The 22,100-nt window shown below is 66.9% G+C and carries 17 protein-coding genes; 8 read left to right on the forward strand and 9 right to left on the reverse strand.

The window, feature by feature from the left end; translation table 11 throughout:
* Positions 1-48: 48 nt before the first annotated feature.
* The 3 genes from AC5LXK_RS18135 to AC5LXK_RS18145 all read right to left on the reverse strand — a co-directional run bounded on the left by AC5LXK_RS18135 (position 49) and on the right by AC5LXK_RS18145 (position 4,209).
* Complete coding sequence (locus AC5LXK_RS18135) at positions 49-996, reverse strand: LAPAL motif-containing putative phage structural protein (protein WP_493392859.1); 948 nt, start codon at positions 994-996, stop codon at positions 49-51.
* Positions 997-1,365: 369 nt separating this feature from the next.
* Positions 1,366-2,835: an NADP-dependent succinate-semialdehyde dehydrogenase gene (gene gabD / locus AC5LXK_RS18140; RefSeq protein ID WP_493392860.1), complete on the reverse strand. Its 1,470-nt coding sequence runs from the start codon at positions 2,833-2,835 to the stop codon at positions 1,366-1,368.
* A 90-nt stretch (positions 2,836-2,925) separates the two neighbouring features.
* Positions 2,926-4,209, reverse strand: a complete 1,284-nt coding sequence (locus AC5LXK_RS18145; RefSeq protein ID WP_493392861.1) for a 4-aminobutyrate--2-oxoglutarate transaminase — start codon at positions 4,207-4,209, stop codon at positions 2,926-2,928.
* Positions 4,210-4,335: 126 nt separating this feature from the next.
* Between AC5LXK_RS18145 and pdxR the strand changes: the two genes are divergently transcribed.
* The gene (gene pdxR, locus AC5LXK_RS18150; RefSeq protein WP_493392862.1) at positions 4,336-5,844 is read left to right on the forward strand and encodes a MocR-like pyridoxine biosynthesis transcription factor PdxR; all 1,509 of its coding nucleotides are present in this window, start codon (positions 4,336-4,338) and stop codon (positions 5,842-5,844) included.
* A 109-nt stretch (positions 5,845-5,953) separates the two neighbouring features.
* On the opposite strand, the gene AC5LXK_RS18155 is transcribed toward pdxR, so the two are convergent.
* Genes AC5LXK_RS18155 through AC5LXK_RS18165 form a run of 3 tightly spaced genes read right to left on the reverse strand, consistent with a single transcriptional unit; the run spans position 5,954 to position 9,143 of the window.
* Positions 5,954-7,444: a YfcC family protein gene (locus AC5LXK_RS18155; RefSeq protein WP_493392863.1), complete on the reverse strand. Its 1,491-nt coding sequence runs from the start codon at positions 7,442-7,444 to the stop codon at positions 5,954-5,956.
* A gap of 29 nt (positions 7,445-7,473) precedes the next feature.
* Positions 7,474-8,247 carry an IclR family transcriptional regulator gene (locus AC5LXK_RS18160; RefSeq protein ID WP_493392864.1) on the reverse strand — a complete coding sequence of 258 codons (774 nt, stop codon included), beginning with the start codon at positions 8,245-8,247 and terminating at the stop codon, positions 7,474-7,476.
* Entirely contained in the window at positions 8,244-9,143 is a 900-nt protein-coding gene (locus AC5LXK_RS18165; protein ID WP_493392865.1) for an N-formylglutamate amidohydrolase, read from the reverse strand. The genes AC5LXK_RS18160 and AC5LXK_RS18165 overlap by 4 nt, the downstream gene beginning before the upstream one ends.
* 351 nt (positions 9,144-9,494) lie before the next feature.
* On the opposite strand from AC5LXK_RS18165, the gene AC5LXK_RS18170 reads away from it, so the two are divergent.
* Positions 9,495-10,598 (forward strand): porin, encoded by a 1,104-nt coding sequence (locus AC5LXK_RS18170; RefSeq protein ID WP_493392866.1) that lies wholly within the window; start codon positions 9,495-9,497, stop codon positions 10,596-10,598.
* 31 nt (positions 10,599-10,629) lie between these two features.
* Here the strand turns inward: AC5LXK_RS18170 and AC5LXK_RS18175 are convergent, their stop codons facing one another.
* On the reverse strand, positions 10,630-11,466 hold the full coding sequence (locus AC5LXK_RS18175; protein WP_493392867.1) for an EamA family transporter: 837 nt from the start codon (positions 11,464-11,466) through the stop codon (positions 10,630-10,632).
* Between the two features lie 115 nt (positions 11,467-11,581).
* Between AC5LXK_RS18175 and selD the strand changes: the two genes are divergently transcribed.
* The 3 genes from selD (at position 11,582) to AC5LXK_RS18190 (ending at position 14,617) form a co-directional block, all read left to right on the forward strand.
* Positions 11,582-12,646, forward strand: a complete 1,065-nt coding sequence (gene selD, locus AC5LXK_RS18180; protein WP_493392868.1) for a selenide, water dikinase SelD — start codon at positions 11,582-11,584, stop codon at positions 12,644-12,646.
* 70 nt (positions 12,647-12,716) lie between these two features.
* Positions 12,717-13,307: a LysE family translocator gene (locus AC5LXK_RS18185; protein WP_493392869.1), complete on the forward strand. Its 591-nt coding sequence runs from the start codon at positions 12,717-12,719 to the stop codon at positions 13,305-13,307.
* Positions 13,308-13,537: 230 nt separating this feature from the next.
* Positions 13,538-14,617, forward strand: coding sequence for a purine-nucleoside phosphorylase (locus tag AC5LXK_RS18190; protein ID WP_493392870.1), 1,080 nt, complete (start codon positions 13,538-13,540; stop codon positions 14,615-14,617).
* Between the two features lie 208 nt (positions 14,618-14,825).
* Here AC5LXK_RS18190 and AC5LXK_RS18195 read toward each other — a convergent pair whose 3' ends face one another.
* Both AC5LXK_RS18195 and ceoR read right to left on the reverse strand, forming a co-directional pair.
* Complete coding sequence (locus AC5LXK_RS18195; protein WP_493392871.1) at positions 14,826-15,119, reverse strand: DUF4148 domain-containing protein; 294 nt, start codon at positions 15,117-15,119, stop codon at positions 14,826-14,828.
* Positions 15,120-15,561: 442 nt separating this feature from the next.
* Complete coding sequence (ceoR, locus tag AC5LXK_RS18200; protein WP_493392872.1) at positions 15,562-16,566, reverse strand: putative multidrug efflux transcriptional regulator CeoR; 1,005 nt, start codon at positions 16,564-16,566, stop codon at positions 15,562-15,564.
* A gap of 174 nt (positions 16,567-16,740) precedes the next feature.
* Between ceoR and AC5LXK_RS18205 the strand changes: the two genes are divergently transcribed.
* Genes AC5LXK_RS18205 through ceoB form a run of 3 tightly spaced genes read left to right on the forward strand, consistent with a single transcriptional unit; the run spans position 16,741 to position 22,097 of the window.
* Positions 16,741-17,601 (forward strand): alpha/beta hydrolase, encoded by an 861-nt coding sequence (locus tag AC5LXK_RS18205; protein WP_493392873.1) that lies wholly within the window; start codon positions 16,741-16,743, stop codon positions 17,599-17,601.
* 32 nt (positions 17,602-17,633) lie between these two features.
* Entirely contained in the window at positions 17,634-18,851 is a 1,218-nt protein-coding gene (gene ceoA, locus AC5LXK_RS18210; RefSeq protein ID WP_493392874.1) for a multidrug efflux RND transporter periplasmic adaptor subunit CeoA, read from the forward strand.
* A gap of 45 nt (positions 18,852-18,896) precedes the next feature.
* Positions 18,897-22,097, forward strand: coding sequence for a multidrug efflux RND transporter permease subunit CeoB (ceoB, locus tag AC5LXK_RS18215; protein WP_493392875.1), 3,201 nt, complete (start codon positions 18,897-18,899; stop codon positions 22,095-22,097).
* Positions 22,098-22,100 lie beyond the last annotated feature (3 nt).

A 22,100-nucleotide genomic window follows, 5' to 3' on the forward strand; every position in this document is an offset into this window, starting at 1 on the left:
CGGGCGAGGCGGTGCAACGCGCGAGCCCGCGCATCATGCCGGCGGCGATCAGATCAACGCGGGCTGCAGCGGCGCGCGATGCTCGCGGACCTTGACGATGCGGTATTCGGTGCGAAGTCCTTCATCGGTGATGATCTGCGTCTGGCGGAGATCGACGACCAGCATGTCTCTTTTTCCGAAACGCTCGCCGGCATCGACCTTCGCGAGAAACTGTTCGTCGTCCAGTGTGGCGAAGAACGCCGCAGTGCCGTCGTGCACGCGCCATTTGTTGCCATCCTTGAACACGACGGATTCGAGCTGCAGCACCTTGCACACGATTGAGTCCGTTACGACGTCGCCGGGATCGTCGCTGCTCGTGAACATGTCGAGTTCATGGTTCCCGATCTCGAGCTCGACATCATCGCCGCGGGCAATGCCGAAGCTGTCGATGCCTTCGCGTTCGAGCGGCGACAACATTTTCTGCAGGCTGATTCTGACCGAACGGTTCCGGTAGAGCCGAAAGATCGGTTCGTCGACGACGAAAGATTCCTGCTCCGATATCCAGACCCGCGTGTGCGTTCCTTCCTGCTCGGCACGATGCGGTTTGCGTCCGCGCAGCGTGCGAATGAGCCCGATCAAGCCGCCGCCTCCGACGATCCCCAGCGCGGCGAGGATCGCCAGCGCGTTGCTGAACGCGTTGGCGTTCGGCCCCGCGAACAGGTCGCGGATCTGGCTCGCGAGCGACTGGACGAAGATCAGTTCGGAATGGAACGAGCCGGCCTTGAAGCCGCCCCTGACCTCGAGGCGCACCTCGGCGCTTTCGCCATTGAGCGCCTTGTTGGTGAACGAGAACAGGTCGGCGATCGCGATCAGCGCCGGGGCGAGATCGCGCACGTCCATCCGGTGGTCGCCGAGCGCGGGCCCGTCGTAGACGACGTTGAACGGCTGGTGATTGTTCGTGCTGCCGGTTTTTTCCGTCGGCGGAGGTGCCCGGTGACCGAATGTCTTCACGATCATGTGCGGGCTCCTGGTGTGCGGGTCGGGAACCCGGGGCGCGTACGAAGAGGTGCTGCGGGCGTGATGCGTGCGCGTGGCAGGCAGGCCGGATGGAAAGTCGTGTTCATGCGCAGGAAAACCGGATCGAGATGGAGCGCTCAATCTAGCGATTTGCTGCGGAACGAGAAATGAGACTTGAACGAAATCCGGAGCGGTATGCCGTTCGGCAGAGGGGGGCGATGTCGCACAGGCAGAGCCTGCCGATATCGAGAAGTCAGCGGGAACACGAAGTGACGCAGGCGCGACGGAGAGGGACGCCGGCCCGCGTCGGACCGCCCGGTTCCGGCCGGGCGGTCAGGGCCTGTCGCCGAAGCGGCAGGCCCTGAACCGTCAGACGGCGAGGCAGAGGTACTTGATCACGACGTAGTCGTCGATGCCGTAGTGCGAGCCTTCGCGGCCGAGGCCCGATTGCTTGACGCCGCCGAACGGCGCGACTTCGTTCGAGATCAGGCCCGTGTTCACGCCGACCATCCCGTATTCGAGCGCTTCCGCCACTTTCCACACGCGGCCGATGTCGCGGCTGAAGAAGTAGGCGGCCAGGCCGAATTCGGTGTCGTTCGCGAAGCGGATCACTTCGTCGTCGCTGCTGAACTTGAACAGCGGCGCGAGCGGCCCGAACGTCTCTTCCTTTGCGACCTTCATCGCGGGCGTGACACCCGTCAGCACGGTCGGCTCGAAGAAGCCGTGGCCGAGTGCGTGGCGCTTGCCGCCCGTCACGACGGTCGCGCCCTTCGCGAGCGCGTCCTCGATGTGCGCCTCGACCTTCAGCACGGCCGCTTCGTTGATCAGCGGGCCCTGCGTGACGCCCGGCTCGGTGCCACGGCCGACCTTCAGCTGGCCGACGGCCGCCGCGAGCTTCTGCGCGAACTGGTCGTACACGGCTTCATGCACGTAGAAGCGGTTCGTGCACACGCACGTCTGGCCGCTGTTGCGGTACTTCGACGCGATCGCGCCTTGCACGGCCGCATCGAGATCGGCGTCGTCGAACACGATGAACGGCGCGTTGCCGCCGAGTTCCAGCGACACCTTCTTGACCGTCGCCGCGCATTGCGACATCAGCAGGCGGCCGATCGGCGTCGAGCCCGTGAACGACAGCTTGCGCACGATCGGGTTCGACGTCAGTTCGCCGCCGATCGCCTTCGGGTCGCCCGTGACAACGCTGAACACGCCGGCCGGCACGCCCGCGCGCTCGGCCAGCACGGCCATCGCGAGTGCGGAGAACGGTGTCGCTTCCGCCGGCTTCACGACGATCGGGCAGCCTGCGGCGAGCGCCGGGCCGACCTTGCGCGTGATCATCGCCGCCGGGAAATTCCACGGCGTGATCGCCGCGCACACGCCGATCGCTTCCTTCGTCACGACGATGCGCTTGTCGCTCGCCGGCGTCGGGATCGTGTCGCCGTACACGCGCTTGCCTTCTTCCGCGAACCACTCGAGGAACGATGCCGCGTAGCCGATCTCGCCCTTCGCTTCGGCCAGCGACTTGCCCTGCTCGGTCGTGAGGATCAGCGCGAGGTCGTCGGCGTTTTCCATCATCAGGTCGTGCCACTTGCGCAGGATGACCGCGCGTTCCTTCGCGGTCTTCTTGCGCCACGCCGGCCATGCGGCGTTCGCGGCTTCGATCGCGTGGCGAGTCTCGCTCGCGCCCATCGCGGGCACGGTGCCGAGCAGGCCGCCGGTTGCCGGGTTGCGGACGTCGAACGACTCGCCGTTCGCCGCGCCTTGCCATTCGCCGTTGACGTACGCCTGCTGGCGGAACAGCGACGGATCTTTCAGTGCCAGGGTTTCCTGAACAGTGCTCATGTGAATCACCTGCTTTGAAAAGGACGGATGAAAACGGCCGCCGCCGTCTTCACGACGGCGGCGGCCCATTCGGTTGAAGTGGGCGGGAACTCAGGCCGGCACGCCGACCGTTTCCTTCAGCACTTCCTCGAGGATCACGAGCGCTTCGTCGAACACGGCCTGCGTGATCGTCAGCGGGAACAGGAAGCGCACGACGTTCGAGTACACGCCGCACACGAGCAGCAGCAGGCCGCGCTCGAGCGCGCGCGTCTGCACGCGCTTCGTGAATTCGGCATCCGGCTCGCCCGAACCCGGCGTCAGGAACTCGACCGCGATCATCGCGCCCGGGCCGCGCACGTCGGCGATCTGCGGCACGTCGGCCTGCAGCGAGCTCAGCTTCGCCTTCAGCACGTCGCCGAGTTGCGTCGCGCGCTCGCACAGCTTCTCTTCTTCGATGATCTCGAGCACCGCGTGGGCCGACGCGACGGCCAGCGGGTTGCCCGCGTACGTGCCGCCGAGGCCGCCGGGCGCTGCCGCGTCCATCACGTCCGCACGGCCGACGACGCCCGACAGCGGCATGCCGCCCGCGAGGCTCTTCGCCATCGTGATCAGGTCGGCCAGCACGTCGTAGTGCTGCATCGCGAACAGCTTGCCGGTACGCGCGAAGCCCGTCTGCACTTCGTCGGCGATCAGCAGGATGCCGTGTTCGTTACAGATCTTGCGCAGCGCGCGCACGAATTCGGCCGGCGCCGGGTTGAAGCCGCCTTCGCCCTGGACCGGTTCGAAGATGATCGCGGCGACGCGCTTCGGATCGATGTCGGCCTTGAACAGCATCTCGATCGCCTTGATCGAGTCGGCGGTCGTCACGCCGTGCAGCGCGTTCGGGTACGGGGCGTGGAACACGTCGCCCGGGAACGGGCCGAAGTTCAGCTTGTACGGGGCGACCTTGCCGGTCAGCGCCATGCCCATCATCGTGCGGCCGTGGAAGCCGCCCGAGAACGCGATGACGCCCGGACGGCCGGTCGCCGCACGCGCGATCTTGATCGCGTTCTCGACGGCTTCGGCGCCGGTCGTGAAGAACGCGGTCTTCTTCGGGAAGTCGCCCGGCGCGCGGTCGTTGATCTTCTCGGCCAGTTCGACGTACGACGCGTACGGGACGATCTGGTAAGCGGTGTGCGTGAAGTTGTTCAGCTGATCCGCGATCGCCTTGACGATCTTCGGGTGGCGGTGGCCCGTGTTCAGCACCGCGATGCCGGCGGCGAAATCGATGAAGCGGCGGCCTTCGACGTCCCACAGTTCCGCGTTCTCGGCGCGGGCTGCGTAGAAATCGCACATCACGCCGACGCCGCGCGGGGTGGCGGCGTTCTTGCGGGCCTGCAGGTCGGCATTCTTCACGGTCATCTCCTTGATGTTCTTTCCGGTGAGTAGGGAATCGGGCGCATTGGCAGCCCATGGAGGCGACTATAATCACATTTGGCTCTGGTAATCAGAGCCATTTCAATAAATATTCAGGAGCCAATCATGCGCGCGAGCGTGTTGTCGGACTGGCTGGCGCAGCGCCTCGTGCGCGGCGGCGAACAGCCGATCTACCGGCAGCTTCACCGGCTGCTGCAACAGGCGATCCTGTCGCGCGAACTGCCGGCCGGCACGCGCGTGCCGTCGTCGCGGCTGCTGGCGGCCGAGCTCGGGATCGCGCGCAACACGGTCACGCAGGTTTACGAACAGCTTGCGCTCGAAGGCTACGTGAACTCGGCGACGGGCCGCGGCACGTTCGTCGCCGACAGCGCGCCGGACGAGATCGTCGGCGTACCGTCCGACGCGGCGGCCGGCCCGGCCGTCGTGATGCCGTCCGCGCGGCGGCTGTCCGCGCGCGGCACGCGGCTCGTCGAAGGGGCGGGCGTGTCGAAGCGTCAGGGCGGCGCGTTCATGCCGGGCGTGCCCGATGTGTCGCGATTTCCGGCGCGGGTGTGGACGCGGTTGCACAACAAGTACTGGCGGCGCCTGCGCCCCGACCTGCTGACCTACGCGCCGGGCGGCGGGCTCGCGCTGCTGCGCGAGGCGCTGGCCGATTACCTGCGCACGTCGCGCTCGGTGCGCTGCACGCCCGAGCAGATCGTGATCACGACCGGCATCCACCAGTCGATCGACCTCGCGGTGCGGCTGCTGACCGATCCGGGCGACGCGATCTGGACCGAGGACCCGTGCTACTGGGGCGTGCGCAGCGTGCTGAACGTGTCGGGGCTGACCACGCGGCCGATTCCGGTCGACGACGAAGGCATCGCGCCGTCGGCTGCCGATCTCGCCGAGCCGCCGAAGCTGATGCTCGTCACGCCGTCGCACCAGTATCCGCTCGGAATGGTGATGAGCCTCGCGCGGCGGCGGATGCTGCTCGAATACGCGCGCCAGCACGGCTGCTGGATCATCGAGGACGACTACGACAGCGAATTCCGCTACGGCAGCCGGCCGCTCGCGTCGCTGCAGGGTCTCGACACGGCCGGGCAGGTGATCTACGTCGGCAGTTTCGGCAAGACGCTGTTCCCCGGGCTGCGGGTCGGCTACCTGGTTGCGCCCGAGCCGCTCGCGGAAAGCTTCGCGACCGCGAGCGCCGAGCTGTATCGCGAAGGGCAGTTGCTGCAGCAGGCCGTGCTCGCCGAGTTCATCGCGGAAGGGCACTTCGTGTCGCATATCCGCAAGATGCGCACGCTGTACGGGCAGCGCCGCGAGGTGCTGCTCGATGCGGTCGCGCGCCGCTACGGCGACACGCTGCAGGCGCTCGGCAGCGATGCGGGGCTGCATCTCGTCACGCAGCTGCCGGAGGGTGTCGACGATCGCGTGGTCGCGCAGGCCGCGCTCGAACGCAACATCGTCGTGCGGCCGCTGTCCGGCTACTACGCGGATCGCGAGCGCGCGGCGTCGGGGTTGCTGCTCGGCTATGCGTGCGTGCCGGAGGATGAAATCGCGACGGCGTTCGCGACGCTCGCCGAAGCGATCGACGAACGGGCGTTCGGCGGGGTGATCGAGGTCGCCTGAGCGAGGCAGGCCGCCGCCGCGTCTCGCTGGAACGCCCGCCGACGCGGCCGGACGGATCGATGCGCTCCGCAGCGCGGAGCGCATTCGCGATGCGTAGCGCCCCTGAACTTCAATATCCGATCCACACCGCGAACGTCAGCGCGACGCACGACAGCGCGAGCAGGATCGCGAACAGCGGCAGCACGAAGCGGATCCACGCACCGAAGTCGACGCGCGCGGTCGCGAGATACGCGAGCAGCATGCCGGACGTCGGCGTGACGAGATTCGTCAGCCCGCCGCCGAGCACGAACGCGAGCACCGACGTCTGGCCGCTCACGCCGGACAGCTGCGCGATCGGCCCGATGATCGGCATGCTCACGGCCGCCTTGCCCGACACCGACGGAATGAACACGTCGAGCACCATCTGCACGCCCATCAGCCCGTTCGCGACCCACACCGGCGACTGCCCGTCGGCGAGCCGCGTGAAGAAGTTGATCAGCGTGTCGAGCACGAGGCTGTTCTGCAGCAGCAGTTCGACCGACGCGGCGAGTCCCATCAGCAGCGCGGCGAGCATCATGTTCTTCATGCCGTCGACGAACGCGTCGGCCGCGCTGCGCGAATCGAGCCGGCCGATGACGGCCGTCGCGATGCTCACGGCCGCGTAGAACGCGGCGAGTTCGACGTTGCCCCATTTCAGCTCGCGCGTGCCGTAGATCAGCATCGCGACGGCCGCGGCGAATACGACGAGCGTGGCCTTGTGGCGCAGCGACAGCTTCGCGGCCGCATGCACGGCGTGACCGGCGGCCGTTTGCCCCGCGCGATAGCCGGTGCTGCGCACGTAGCGCAGCAGGTACAGGATGCCGATCGTCAGGAATACGACGAATACGGCCGCGCGCAGCGCGACGCCGCTGAACAGCGGCACGCCGACGAGCGGCTGCGCGACAGCCAGCGCGAGCGGGTTCGTGACCGACGCGATATAGCCGATCTTCGCGGCGAGCGCGACGAGCGCGACCGCGAACAGGTCGGAGAGACCCAGGCGCCGCGCGATCACGACGACCATCGGAATGATCACGAGGTACTCGGAGATGAAACCGAGCAGCGTGCTGCCGAGCCCGATCAGGATCATCAGCATCGGCGTCAGCAGGTACGCGTTGTTGCCGGTGAGCTGCAGCAGCCGGTCGATGCCCGCATCGACGACGCCCGTGCGGCGCATCACGCCGAACATCCCGCCGACGAACATCACCATCACGATCAGCGGCGCGTTCTTCAACAACCCCTGCGGCACCACGACGAACGCGGATACGAGGCTCGCCGGCATCGCCTGCGTGGGCGTGCTATGGCTGACGGCCGGCGCGACGAGCGTCGACAGCGCCGTTGTCTTCGGCACCACGTGATAGGTGCCCGGCACGACGAGCCGGCCGTTGCGCTCGAAGTGGCCGGCGTCGACGATCCACGTGAGCGCGATCGCGACGGCCAGCACCCACAGCATCATCACGACCGGATGCAGCATCTTGCCGTGCGGATGCGGCGCGTGACCGGCAGCGGCCGACGGTTCGTCGGCCGCGAGGGCGGCGGTGTCGGCGCCGTGCGCGCCGGCCGGGTTCGGAGAAGAGGCGGACATCGGATCCTCGTCGAAGAAGGGGCGGGCCGTCAGGCCGGTTGTAGCGCGGCGCGCGCCGGGACGTAGCCGAGTTCGGCGGAAATCGCGTGGCTGCACGCCTGCAGGCGTTCGAGATAGTCGGGAATGTCGGCGTGACTCACGCGCACCTCGGGGCCCGTCACGCTGACCGACGCAACCGTCGCGCCCGTCAGGTCGCGCACCGGCACCGCGATCCCGACTGCGCCGGGCGTCACCTCGCCGCTGCTCACCGCGTAACCCTTGCGTGCGACCGCATCGAGTTCGCCGGCGAGCTTCGCCGGATCGCCGGCCTGCCCGGCCCGGCGCAGTTGCGCGAGAAACTCGTCGCGCACGGCATCCGGCGCGAACGCGAGCAGCACCTTGCCCGACGCGCCGAAATGGATCGGCCGGCGGTTGCCGACCGCGCCGACGGTGCGCACCGCGTGCGTGGTTTCGCAGCGCGCGACGCACACCGATTCGAACCCTTCCCGCACGCGCAGCACGATGGTTTCGTTGATCGCCTGGTTGAGCGCGAGCATGTGCCGGTGCGCGGCGCGCACGAGCGCGTTCTGCTGCGACGCGGCCACGCCGATCACGAATGCCTGCGGGCCGAGCGCATAGGTGGACGTGCGCGGGTCCTGCACGACGAAGCGGTGCAGTTCGAGCGTGCAGAGCATCCGGTACGTGCGCGACTTGTTGATGTCGAGCTGCGACGCGAGCTCGGTCACGCCGAGGTTCGGATGTTCGGCCACGTAGGTCAGCAGCTTCAGCGCGCTGTCGACGGCGTCGACGATGTAGGTTGTCATGCGGAGTCTCCCGGCGGCGCGATGCGTGCGCGCACGTAGTCGGCGAGTGCGTCGAGGTACGCATCGACCGAGCGCTTCAGCGCGGCGAAGCCTTCGTGTCTGGCGAACGCGGCTTCGTCCATGTACAGCGCGCGGTTGAATTCGATCTGGATGCTGTGGCGTTGTTGCGCCGGATCGGCGAGCGCGGTCAGCAGGTCGCCGCCCTGGTACGGATCGTTGATCTGCACACGGTAGCCGGCGCCGGCGAACCACTGCGCGGTCCACGCGGTGAACGCCGGGTCGGCGGTCGTGCCGCGCCGGTCGCTGACGACGACGTCCGGCCGCAACGCGCCCGCGTCGACGTTCATCGCGTTGCCGCGCGACTTCATCGAGTGGCAGTCGATGTGCCACAGCGCGCGATGCGCGGCATGCAGCGGCGCGGCGATGCCGGCGAGCGCGCGGCGGTACGGCAGGTAGTACGCGTCGATCCGGTGCCGTACTTCGGCGAGCGACAGCTTGCGGTCGTACAACGGCACGCCGGGCAGCGCGTCGCGCCGGATCAGCCCCATCCCGCGCTGCGTGTACGGCTGCGGCGAAAGCGGCTCCGGCCACGGCTCGGCGAGCAGCGTTTCGTCGATGTCGGTTTCCGCGCGGTTCGGATCGATATAGGCGCGCGGGAACGTCGCGCCGAGCAGCGTGCCGCCGCGCGCAGGGGCACCGGCCCACAGTTCGTCGATATACGCGTCCCACGTCGTGCGGATCGCATCGTCCGGTGCGACGGTCGCGAAGTCGGGCGGATACGCGATGCCGCTGTGCGGCGAGTCGACCACGATCGGCAGCGCGGGCGCCGTCGGCTGCGCGACGAAATACGCGGGCGATGCGCCGGCGGTCGCGGTGTTGCAATTAAACGTCACCATGGGGATCAGGTTCTTTACCTAGTTTCTCGAAGTGTCTCGTTCGTTTGTTTTAATCATTAAAACAGCGTATCAATATTTCACAACGGCAGAAAATTACGGTCAAGGGCTTTTTTCAAAGCCCGGGCTGCGTGCCCGGATCGGCCGGTAATGCTTGTCGATATTGAGTTTGTTTCATTCTTCGAAACGTCTCGTGAATCAACGGGTTTTGACTCCCGCATGCGATTTTTGGCATGACTTGACGCTGTAAATCATCGAATTCGACAATTAATAAGACGATGTTTTATTCAATAAAACACGTCATGGGCGATTTAAATCGCTCCCCATATTCAATCGACAAAAAAGGGGTCGGAGATGAAGCGGAAGGAAATGGCGGTCGCGCTGGCAGGCATCGCAATCGCGTCAGGCGCCACGCACGCGCAGGCGCAATCGAGCGTGACGCTGTATGGCGTCGTCGATTCGGGGATCACGTACACGAACAACCAGAACGGCCATGCCGCATGGCAGGCGACCGGCGGCAACGAGCAGGGCACGCGCTGGGGGCTGCTCGGCAAGGAAGATCTCGGCGGCGGCACGCGCGCGGTGTTCCGGCTCGAGAACGGCTTCAACATCGAGAGCGGCACCGCGAGCCAGGGCGGGCGGCTGTTCGGCCGCCGCGCGTACGTGGGGCTGGACAACGACCGCTGGGGCACGCTGACGATGGGCCGCCAGTACAACGCGGCGCAGGAAGTGCTGGAGTCGCTGCAGATCGGCGCGACCACCGCGCTCACGCAGTACGCGCTGCATCCGTTCGATACCGACGACCTCAACAACACGTTCCGCACCAACAACTCGGTGCAGTACCAGACGCCCACGTGGTACGGCCTGCGCGCGGTCGGCCTGTACGGCTTCTCGAACTCGACGTCGTTCGCGGAGAACCGCGTGTGGAGCCTCGGCGCGAGCTACGAGAACGGGCCGCTTCAGCTTGGCGCCGCGTACGTGCGCGTCGACCACCCGGCGCTCGACACGACCGGCGCGGCCGCGTCGGACAACTACTACACGTTCATCAAGGGTGTGACGCGCCAGCAGATCTGGGGCGCGGGCGGTGCCTATGCGTGGGGCGCCGCGACGTTCGGGCTGCTGTACACGAGCTCGCTGTTCAACCTGCAGACGGGCGGTGCGATGCGCTTCAACAACTACGAAGGCAGCGTGCGCTACCTGATGACGCCCGCGCTGCAGTTCGCGCTCGGCGAAACCTACACGCAGGTGCTCGCGTCGCAGGGGCCGAAGCCGAGCTCGCACTACCTGCAGACGAGCGTCGGGGCGCAGTACTTCCTGTCGAAACGCACCGATGTCTACGTGAATGCGTTCTACCAGCGCGCGTCGTCGAACGCGGTGGCCGCGATCGAAGGGATCTCGAATCCGTCGAGCACGCGCACGCAGATCGTCGCGGTGACGGGTATCCGCCACAAGTTCTGACGCGGCAGGCAGGCCGCGGGCGCGCTTGCCGTTACAGCCGGATCAGCGCCGCGCCCGCGACCACCAGCGCGCATGCGGCGAGCCGCTGCGCGCCGGGCCGCTCGCGCATCACGAACCAGCCGATCGCGACCGCGAAGATCGAGCTCGTTTCGCGCAGGGCAGAAACCGTCGCGACCGGCAGGTGGCGGTACGCGAGGATCACGATCCCGTACGCGGCGAGCGAGATCGTGCCGGCGATCGCGCCCTGCGTGAGCGCGGTGCGCGAGCCGAGCACCGCGCGCGGCCCGCCGCGCAGCGCGCAGACGAGCACGAGCTGCGGCACGCTCCACAGCAGGTACACCCATGCGATGTAGCCGAGTGCGCTGCCGGAAATGCGCGAGCCGATCCCGTCGCAGATCGAATACGCGGCGATGAATACGCCCGTGAGCAGCGCATACGGCACGCCTTCGCCGGAAAACCGGAAGCCGCGCCGCAGCGCGAGCGACATGATGCCGAACGACACGAGCGCGATGCCCGCGAAGCCGAACGGTGTCGGCCGCTCGTTCAGCAGCGCGAACGCCAGCACCGACACGAGCAGCGGCGAGATGCCGCGCGCGATCGGATAGATCTGCCCGAATTCGCCGTTGCGGTACGCACGCGCGAGCGTGAAGCAGTACGCGACCTCGAGCGCGGCCGACGCGGCGATGTACGGCCACGCCGCGGGCGCCGGCGCGGGCAGCAGCACGGCGCCGGCGATGCCGAACGCGAGATACGGCAGCGACATCGTGCCGAGCTGCACGAGCCGGTCTTCGCTGACGTGGAGGAAGGCATTCCAGATGGCGTGCAGCAGCGCGGAGCACAGCACGAGGCCGATGAACAGGTGATCCATGAACGAACGCGAGGATGGGGACGGGAGAGGGGCGGCGCCGTCAATTATGTGGGTATCCGGCGCGCTCGCGCGGAATTGTCGATAATAGAACGTTGTTATTCACCGGATGCCGACGATGACCGAAGCCACCCAAGCCCAGCCCGCCGTTCCGCGCCTCACGAGCCTGTCGCACGGGGGCGGCTGCGGCTGCAAGATCGCGCCGGGCGTGCTGTCCGAGCTGCTGAAGCGCGCGACGCCGCCCGCGCTGTTCCCGGACCTGCTGGTCGGCACCGAGACGGCCGACGACGCGGCCGTCTACCGGCTCAACGACGAGCAGGCGATCGTCGCGACCACCGATTTCTTCATGCCGATCGTCGACGATCCGTTCGACTTCGGTCGCATCGCGGCGACCAACGCGCTGTCCGACGTGTATGCGATGGGCGGCAAGCCGATCCTTGCGCTCGCGCTGGTCGGCATGCCGATCAACGTGCTGCCGCACGAAACGATCGCGGCCGTGCTGCGCGGCGGCGAATCGGCGTGCGCGGATGCCGGCATTCCGGTCGCCGGCGGCCATTCGATCGATTCGGTCGAGCCGATCTACGGGCTCGCGGCGATCGGCGTCGTGCATCCGTCGCGCGTGAAGCGCAATGCGGCCGCGCGCGCAGGCGACGTGCTCGTGCTCGGCAAGCCGCTCGGGGTCGGCGTGCTGTCGGCCGCGCTGAAGAAGAACCAGCTCGATGCCGACGGTTACGCGCAGATGGTCGCGACGACCACCAAGCTGAACCGGCCGGGTGCCGAGCTCGCCACGCTGCCGGGCGTGCATGCGCTGACCGACGTCACGGGCTTCGGGCTGCTCGGCCATACGCTCGAACTGGCGCGCGGCGCGCAGCTCACCGCGCGCGTGCACTATGCGTCGCTGCCGTGGCTCGCGGGTGTCGAGGCGTTCGTGACCGACGGCGTGTTCACCGGCGCGTCGGGCCGCAACTGGGCTGCGTACGGCACGGATGTGCGATTGGCCGACGGCCTGCCGCCCGTCGCGCAGGCGCTGCTGACCGATCCGCAAACGTCGGGCGGCCTGCTGGTCGCGTGCACGCCGGAAACCGTCGACGACGTGCTCGCGTGCTTCCGCGCCGACGGCTTCGATCGCGCGGTCGTGATCGGCGAGATGGTGGACGGCCCCGCGCGCGTCGACGTCGCCTGACGCCGGATTCACACAGGGTCGTTTTGACGTCGATAAAATCGATGCCTTCCATCGAACGCATCGACGACCGATGAACGACTTCCTGTTCGGGCTGATGATCGCGCTGTCGGTCGGGCCCGTCGCGCTGATGATCGCGAACTACGGCATGCGCGCCGGCACCGCGACCGGCGTGCGCGCGGCAATCGGGGTGGCCGCTGCCGACGGCTGCTATGCGGTCGTCGCATTCACGATCGGCGCGATGCTTGCGAGCACGCTCGCGTCGCACCTGTCGCTGTTCCGTACCGTCGGCGCATTCGTGTTGCTCGCAATGGGCGCGCGGATGCTGTGGCAGGCGCTGAGGGACCGGCGCCGCACGCTCGATGGCGATGCACCGCCGCCGGGCACGCGTCCGTTCACGTCGATGTTCTTCGTCACGCTCGCGAACCCGCTGACGATCCTGCTGTTCTACGGCTATGCCGCGGCTGCCGCCGGTGCGCACCGGCACTGGCTGCTCGGTGCGGCATGCGTGTTTGCCGGCAGTCTCGCCGGGCAGCTCGTGTTCGCGTTCGGCGGCAGTGCGATCGGGAGACTCGTGAAATCGCCGGGGTGGCTCGCGGCGAGCCATGTGATCGCCGCGGTCGTCGTGCTCGGTTACGGCGTTGCCGGGCTGATGCACGCGTAGCACGGTGCGAAGCGGCCGACGTCAAGCGCGGCGACGAACCCGATAGCATTCCTGATGTTTGCAATGCAGCGTCGAACGCGCGAATTCCATCACGCAACACGTCGCCATTCGCACGAAACACCATCGGTCGTTTCGTAGTCGGGTTCCGCATCGCGCACGCCCGTTCTATACTCCCTCGCGCAGTCTCCGAGAGCCGTTCTCACCCAACATCACCGAAACAAGGAACGCCGATGCTGACTCGCTCCATTCTTTCCGCCGCTGCATTCTCGCTCGCAGCCTGTGCGACCGCGCCGTCGATCGCGCAGGACAACCAGGGCAACAACGCGGGCAACGCTGCATTCTCCGAGACCGGTGCACAGGGCCGCCCGGTCAAGGTCATGATCATCACGATGTTCGGTCCGGAGGGCCAGGCATGGCTCGACCGGCTCGGCCCGTGGCGCGACATCACCGTGCCCGGCCTGTCGCCCGACTATCCGGCCGTCCACTGCAACAAGCAGGACGTGTGCGTCGTCACGACGGGCATGGGCTATGCGAATGCGACGGCGACGATCATGGCGCTCACGTTCTCGCAGCGCTTCGATTTGCGCCGCACGTATTTCCTCGTCTCCGGCATCGCGGGCGTCGATCCGGCGCAAGGCACGGTCGGTTCGGCCGCATGGTCGAAATACCTCGTCGATTTCAGCCTGCAGTGGGAGCTCGATGCACGCGAGATTCCGGCTGGCTGGAACACCGGCTATCTCGGCATCAACACGAAGAGCCCGAACGACAAGCCGCCGCTCGACTATCGCACCGAAGTGTTCCAGCTCAACCCGCAGCTGACCGACGCCGCGTATGCGCTGTCGCGCAACGTCGTGCTCGCCGACAGCGCACAGGCGCAGGCCGCGCGCGCGAAGTTCACGTATGCGCCGGCGAACCGGCCGCCGACGGTGATCCAGTGCGACACGTCGTCGGGCAACACGTGGTTCTCGGGCACGCTGATCGGCGAGCGCGCCCGCCAGTGGACGAAGATCCTGACCGATGGCAAGGGCACGTACTGCATGACCGCGCAGGAAGACAACGCGACGTATGAGGCGCTCAAGCGCGCGGCGAGCGTGAAGCGGGTCGACCTGTCACGCGTTGCCGTACTGCGCACCGGCTCCGATTTCGACCGGCCGTATGCGGGGCAGACGAGCGCCGACAACCTGCTGAACTACGCGGACCAGGGCGGCTTCGCCCCGGCGACCGAGAACCTGTACCGCGCGGGCAATCCGCTCGTGCAGGACATCGTCACGCACTGGGGCGAATGGCGCGACGGCGTGCCGCGCCGTTGAGCACCGGACGATGACTCAGCCGGCAGTCAATGCGCGTGCGGGGCCGAACGGAACGGCGTCCAGACCGGCGTGGTGTCGTCCCAGTGATCGAGCGGCGAAGGAAGTTGATCGTTCATCATGTGCTCCTGCAACTAACTGACTCATCGAGTCGTCGATAGCGGTATCGCAACGCCGCGCACGGGGCCACCCGCTGCGCGGCGTTGTGCGTTTACCGGCCCCCGCCGGCGAGCTGGTTGCCTTCCTGCATCGGGCGATACGGGCCTTGCGCGAGTTCGAGCCCTTGCGGATACGAATTCGCCTTGCGCAGGTACGCGAGCGTGCCGTCCTTGCGTGCTTGCTCGACTTCCGCGTTCACTTCGGCGCGCGTGCGCGGGCCGTAGTGCTGCGAGTACCACGACGTGTTGCCGTAGTCGCCGGCGTGCGGCGTGCCCGAATCGGCGAAGGCCGGTGCGGATGCGGCGAGTGCGAGGGCCAGGGCGGAGAGAAGATGGCGGTGGTTCATGGCATAACTCCTGTGTCGATATGAGTCAGCGCTTCAGCGCTTACTCAGATCCCATGTCGGAGCTGGCGCCCGAGCGCTACTCCGGTCCCATCAAGCGGGATCTGTTCGATGCGCAACGAGGTGCGCGACAGGGTTTACTCTAGGTATCTGTTCGGTCGCGATAAATGCAGCAGACGCGAATTGATTTGTCGTCGCAAAGGAACAATCGATATCCGTAACGGCGGCAGGGTGATGCCGGAATCGCCGGCAGCCCCGCGCGGCGGGGCTCGCACGGATGCAACGGTCACGCGCGACGGCGCACGCGGGCGATTGCTGCGCGCGGCACAAAGGTTTGCTGCGGATTCGGGAAGGATCGGGGTGCGTCGCGCGGGAACGCGGTGCGCAGGCGGGAGAAGGCGGGATGACGCGCGGGCCTCGCGGCCCGCGCGTGCAGGTCAGACGATTACGCGACCCACTCGTTGATGACCGGCGTATCGAGCGCCGGCGCGCGTTCGGCTTCCTCGAACGTGCGCTTGCTGCACGTCGCGTCGAGGCTGCCCTTGCCGCTCAGCAGCGGGCAGCGGTCGAACACTTCGGCCACCCAGTCGACGAACACGCGTACCTTCGGCGACAGGTGGCGGCTGTGCGGATACACGACCGAGATCGGCATCGGCAGCGGCTTGACGCCGGGCAGCACTTCCTTGAGCCGGCCTTCGCGCAGGTGCGGCAGCACCATGAAGAGTGGCGGCTGGATCAGCCCGAAGCCCTCGACCCCGCAGGTCACGTAAGCATCCGCATCGTTCACCGACACGATGCTGTCCATCTTCACCTCGACTTCCTTGCCTTCGCTCAGGAACGTCCAGTCGATCGTGCGGCCGGTGCGGCTCGAGAAATAGTTGACGGCCTTGTGCTGGCCGAGATCGTCGATCGTCTGCGGCTCGCCGAAGCGTTCGAGATAGTCGGGTGCCGCGACCGTCACGCCTTCGAACAGGCCGACGCGGCGCGCGACGAGCGACGAATCCTGCAGCGCGCCGACGCGGATCACGCAGTCGACGCCCTCCTGCAGCAGGTCGACTGGGCGGTCGGACAGGCCGAGCTGCAGGTCGATGTCCGGATAGCGCGTATGAAATTCGCACAGCGACGGAATCACGAGCAGCCGCCCGATCGAGCCCGGCATGTCGATACGCAACTTTCCGTGCGGCTTCCGGTTGTTCGCCTGGAAGCTCGCTTCGGTTTCCTCGACGTCCGCGAGGATCCGCACGCATCGTTCGTAGTACGCGGCGCCGTCCGGCGTGAGCGACAGCCGGCGCGTGGTCCGGTGCATCAGCCGCACGCCGAGGAAGGCTTCGAGATTCTGGATGATCGTCGTGACGGACGCTCGCGGCAAGCTGAGCGTTTCTGCTGCCTTGGTGAAGCTGCTTGTATCGACGACGCGAGTAAACACCTGCATGGCCTGAAGCCGGTCCATCACAACCTCCGCAATCTAATGAGCCCCCGGAACAACAAGGCTGCGCTACCTCGTGGGTAAACGCAGCCTCGGATTGTTCGGGGGCGTTGAATTGTGTTGCCGGATTATAGGCATTTATCCCAATGTCTGCCGGACCCAGAATTCGTTCCATCTCGAAATGGATGCTGCATCGTCATGGACGCTTCTGAATTCAGCAAATTCCTGAAAGCCGCGCTGCCCGCGCAAGCCTTGGCAGGCGCGGCGCTGACGGTCGCCGAAGTGGAAATTCCCGGCTACGCGCAGGACATCGTGCTGCGCCTCTACCGTCGCCCGGACAAGACCGGGTTGCCAGTAGTGCTTTATTTCCACGGCGGCGGTTTCGTCCGCGGTTCGCTCGAAGACGCGGATTTCGCCGCGCGTTTTTTAGCAGAACGCTTACCAGCTCTCGTAGTGTCGGTCGATTATTCGCTCGCGCCGGCCTTTCCTTTTCCGGCCGCGCCGGAGGATGCGTATCGCGCCGCCGTGTGGGCCGCGACGCGTGCCCGTGCGTTCGGCGGCAACCCGAAGAAGATCGGGGTCGCGGGCCACGACGCGGGCGGCCAGCTCGCGAACTGTCTCGCCTTCATCGCACGTGACCGCGGTGAAGTGTCGATCGCCGCGCAGGCGCTGTTCGGACCGATGCTCGACCCGAGCATGACGCGCATCGGCGACGCCGAGCGCCTCGCGTCCGACATCACCGCGCGCGAATGCGCGGCATGTTATCGCGCGTATCTGCCGCAGGCGGCGCAGCGCATGCACCCGTACGCGGCGCCGATCGAATCGGTGCGCCTCGCGGGGCTGCCGCCGACGCTCGTCGTCACCGCGCAGAACGACGTGCTGCACGTCGAAGCGGAGAAATATGCGAGCTGCCTGATCTCGTCGGGCGTGCTCACGCAGGTGATCCGCTATCCGGACATCACGCACGCCGCGCTCGCGACGCACGAGGCCGCATTCGAGGAAGCCGTGCGCTTCTTCCAGTGCCGCTTCCAGGCGCGCCAGCCGAACCGTTCCGAATAACCAGAACCAATCCACGTTTACCGGAGATCCACATGGCCATCCTACGCACCTCCCGCTCGCGCATCGCCACCGCGGCGATCGTGACGCTCGCCGTCGTCGGCCTCGGCACGTTCGGCGCGATGCGCGTGAACGCGAACGCGCCCGAGAAAACGGCGGCGCCGCTGCCCGAAGTCGACGTCGCGACCGTCGTACCGCAGACCGTGACCGACTGGCAGAGTTATTCGGGCCGCCTCGAAGCGGTCGAGAAAGTCGACGTGCGCCCGCAGGTGTCGGGCACGATCGTCGCGGTGAACTTCAAGGACGGCGCGCTCGTGAAGAAGGGCGATGTGCTGTTCGTGATCGACCCGCGCCCGTACCAGGCCGAAACCGATCGCGCGGCCGCGCAGCTCGCGGCCGCGCAGGCGCGCAACGGCTACGCGCAGACGGATTGGCAGCGCGCGCAGCGGCTGATCGGCGACAACGCGATCGCGAAGCGCGACTACGACGAGAAGCAGAACGCGGCCCGCGAAGCGGCGGCGAACTTGAAGGCCGCCGAAGCCGCGCTGGAAACGGCGCGCATCAACCTCGGCTATACGCGGATCACCGCGCCGGTGGCCGGCCGCGTGTCGCGCGCGGAAATCACGCTCGGCAACGTCGTGTCGGCCGGCGCGGCAGCCGCGCCGCTGACGACGCTGGTCTCGGTGTCGCCGATCTACGCATCGTTCGACGCGGACGAGCAGACCTACCTGCAATACATCAACGGCGCGCGCAACGGCCGCAAGGTACCGGTCGAGCTCGGGCTCGCGAACGAGACCGGCTACTCGCGCAGCGGCGAGATCGATTCGGTCGACAACCGGCTCGACACGTCGTCCGGCACGATCCGCGTGCGGGCGCGCTTCGACAATGCGGACGGCACACTGGTCCCGGGCCTCTACGCGCGCGTGAAGGTGGGCGGCAGCGCGCCGCACGAGGCATTGCTCGTCGACGACGCGGCGATCAACACCGACCAGGACAAGAAGTTCGTGTTCGTGGTCGACCAGCAGGGCCGCGTGTCGTACCGCGAAGTGCAGCAGGGGATGCAGCACGGCAACCGGCGCGTGATCGTGAGCGGGCTCGCGGCCGGCGATCGCGTGGTCGTGAACGGCACGCAGCGCGTGCGCCCCGGCGAACAGGTGAAGCCGCACATGGTCCCGATGACGGGCGGCGATGCGCCGTCCGCGCCGCTCGCGGACAACGCGAAGCCGGCCGCACCGGCGAAGGCGGATTCGTAAGCGGCCCGCCGCTTCGCATCCGCGTTCAACCAGACAGAGCCACACATGAACATTTCAAAATTCTTTATCGACCGGCCTATCTTTGCAGGAGTCCTATCGGTGATCATCCTGCTCGGCGGGGTGATCGCGATGTTCCTGCTGCCGATTTCGGAATATCCGGAAGTCGTGCCGCCTTCGGTGATCGTGAAGGCGCAGTATCCGGGCGCGAACCCGAAAGTGATCGCCGAGACGGTCGCATCGCCGCTTGAAGAGCAGATCAACGGCGTCGAAGACATGCTCTACATGCAGTCGCAGGCGAACAGCGACGGCAACATGACGATCACCGTCACGTTCAAGCTCGGCACCGATCCGGACAAGGCCACGCAGCTCGTGCAGAACCGCGTGAACCAGGCGCTGCCGCGTTTGCCGGAAGACGTGCAGCGGCTCGGCATCACGACGGTGAAGAGCTCGCCGACGCTGACGATGGTGGTCCACCTGATCTCGCCGGACAACCGCTACGACATGACCTACCTGCGCAACTACGCGCTGATCAACGTGAAGGATCGCCTGTCGCGGATCCAGGGCGTCGGCCAGGTGCAGCTGTGGGGTTCGGGCGACTACGCGATGCGCGTGTGGCTCGATCCGCAGAAGGTCGCGCAGCGCGGGCTGTCGGCCGAGGACGTCGTGCAGGCGATCCGCGAGCAGAACGTGCAGGTCGCGGCCGGCGTGATCGGCGCATCGCCGTCGCTGCCCGGCACGCCGCTGCAGTTGTCGGTGAACGCGCGCGGCCGTCTGCAGACGGAAGACGAGTTCGGCGACATCGTCGTGAAGACGACGCCGGACGGCGGTGTCACGCACCTGCGCGACATCGCGCGGATCCAGCTCGACGCGTCCGAATACGGGCTGCGCTCGCTGCTCGACAACAAGCCGGCCGTCGCGATGGCGATCAACCAGTCGCCGGGCGCGAACTCGCTGCAGATCTCGGACGAAGTGCGCAAGACGATGGCCGAGCTGAAGCAGGACATGCCGGCGGGCATCGACTACAAGATCGTCTATGACCCGACGCAGTTCGTGCGGTCGTCGATCAAGGCCGTCGTGCACACGCTGCTCGAAGCGATCGCGCTGGTCGTGATCGTCGTGATCGTGTTCCTGCAGACCTGGCGTGCATCGCTGATTCCGCTGATCGCGGTGCCGGTGTCGATCATCGGCACGTTCTCGCTGCTGCTGGCGTTCGGGTATTCGATCAACGCGTTGTCACTGTTCGGGATGGTGCTCGCGATCGGGATCGTGGTCGACGATGCGATCGTCGTCGTCGAGAACGTCGAGCGGAACATCGAGAGCGGGATGAACGCGCGACAGGCGACCTACAAGGCGATGCAGGAAGTGAGCGGGCCGATCATCGCGATCGCGCTGACGCTCGTCGCCGTGTTCGTGCCGCTCGCGTTCATGTCGGGCCTGACCGGCCAGTTCTACAAGCAGTTCGCGATGACCATCGCGATCTCGACGGTGATCTCGGCGTTCAACTCGCTGACGCTGTCGCCGGCGCTGTCGGCGATCCTGCTGAAGGGGCATGGCGACAAGGAAGACTGGCTCACGCGCGTGATGAACCGCGTGCTCGGCGGCTTCTTCCGCGGCTTCAACAAGGTGTTCCACCGCGGTGCGGAGAACTACGGCCGCGGCGTGCGCGGCGTGCTGTCGCGCAAGACGCTGATGCTCGGCGTGTACCTCGTGCTGGTGGGCGCGACCGTGCTCGTGTCGAAGGTCGTGCCGGGCGGCTTCGTGCCCGCGCAGGACAAGGAATACCTGATCGCGTTCGCGCAGCTGCCGAACGGCGCGTCGCTCGACCGCACCGAGAAGGTGATCCGCGACATGGGTTCGATCGCGCTGAAGCAGCCGGGCGTCGAGAGCGCGGTCGCGTTCCCGGGGCTGTCGGTGAACGGCTTCACGAACAGCTCGAGCGCGGGCATCGTGTTCGTCACGCTGAAGCCGTTCTCGGAACGGCACGGCAAGGCGCTGTCGGCCGGTGCGATCGCGGGTGCGCTGAACCAGCAGTACAGCGCAATGAAGGATTCGTTCGTCGCGGTGTTCCCGCCGCCGCCGGTGCTGGGCCTCGGGACGCTCGGCGGGTTCAAGATGCAGATCGAGGATCGCGGCGCGGTCGGCTATGCGCGGCTCGCGGATGCGACCAACGACTTCATCAAGCGCGCGCAGCAGGCGCCTGAACTCGGCCCGCTGTTCACGAGCTACCAGATCAACGTGCCGCAGCTCAACGTCGATCTCGATCGCGTGAAGGCGAAGCAGCTCGGCGTGCCGGTGACCGACGTGTTCAACACGATGCAGGTGTATCTCGGCTCGCTGTACGTGAACGACTTCAACCGCTTCGGGCGCGTGTACCAGGTGCGCGTGCAGGCCGATGCGCCGTTCCGCCAGCGCGCGGACGACATCCTGCAGCTGAAGACGCGCAACGACAAGGGCGAGATGGTGCCGCTGTCGTCGCTCGTCACGGTGACGCCGACGTTCGGCCCGGAAATGGTTGTGCGCTACAACGGCTACACGGCGGCCGACATCAACGGCGGCCCGGCACCGGGCTTCTCGTCGGGGCAGGCGCAGGCCGCGATCGAGCGCATCGCGCATGAAACGCTGCCGCGCGGCGTGCGGTTCGAGTGGACCGACCTCACGTACCAGCAGATTCTTGCGGGCGATTCGGCGATGTACGTGTTCCCGATCAGCGTGCTGCTCGTGTTCCTCGTGCTCGCGGCGCTGTATGAAAGCCTGACGCTGCCGCTCGCGGTGATCCTGATCGTGCCGATGAGCATTCTGTCGGCGCTGACGGGCGTGTGGCTCACGCAGGGCGACAACAACATCTTCACGCAGATCGGGCTGATGGTGCTGGTGGGGCTGTCGGCGAAGAACGCGATCCTGATCGTCGAATTCGCACGCGAGCTCGAACACGACGGCAGGACGCCGCTCGAGGCCGCGATCGAGGCGAGCCGGCTGCGGCTGCGCCCGATCCTGATGACGTCGATCGCCTTCATCATGGGTGTCGTGCCGCTTGTCATGTCGTCGGGGGCCGGTTCGGAAATGCGCCATGCGATGGGTATCGCGGTGTTCTTCGGGATGCTCGGCGTGACGCTGTTCGGGCTGATGCTGACGCCGGTGTTCTACGTCGTGCTGCGGACGCTCGCGGGCGGCAAGATCCATGTCGCCGGCAAGGATTCGACCGGTTATGGCGTGCCGGCTCAGGGCGTGCCTGCATCGGATGCTTGAGGA

Source organism: Burkholderia pulmonis (genome assembly GCF_984667975.1).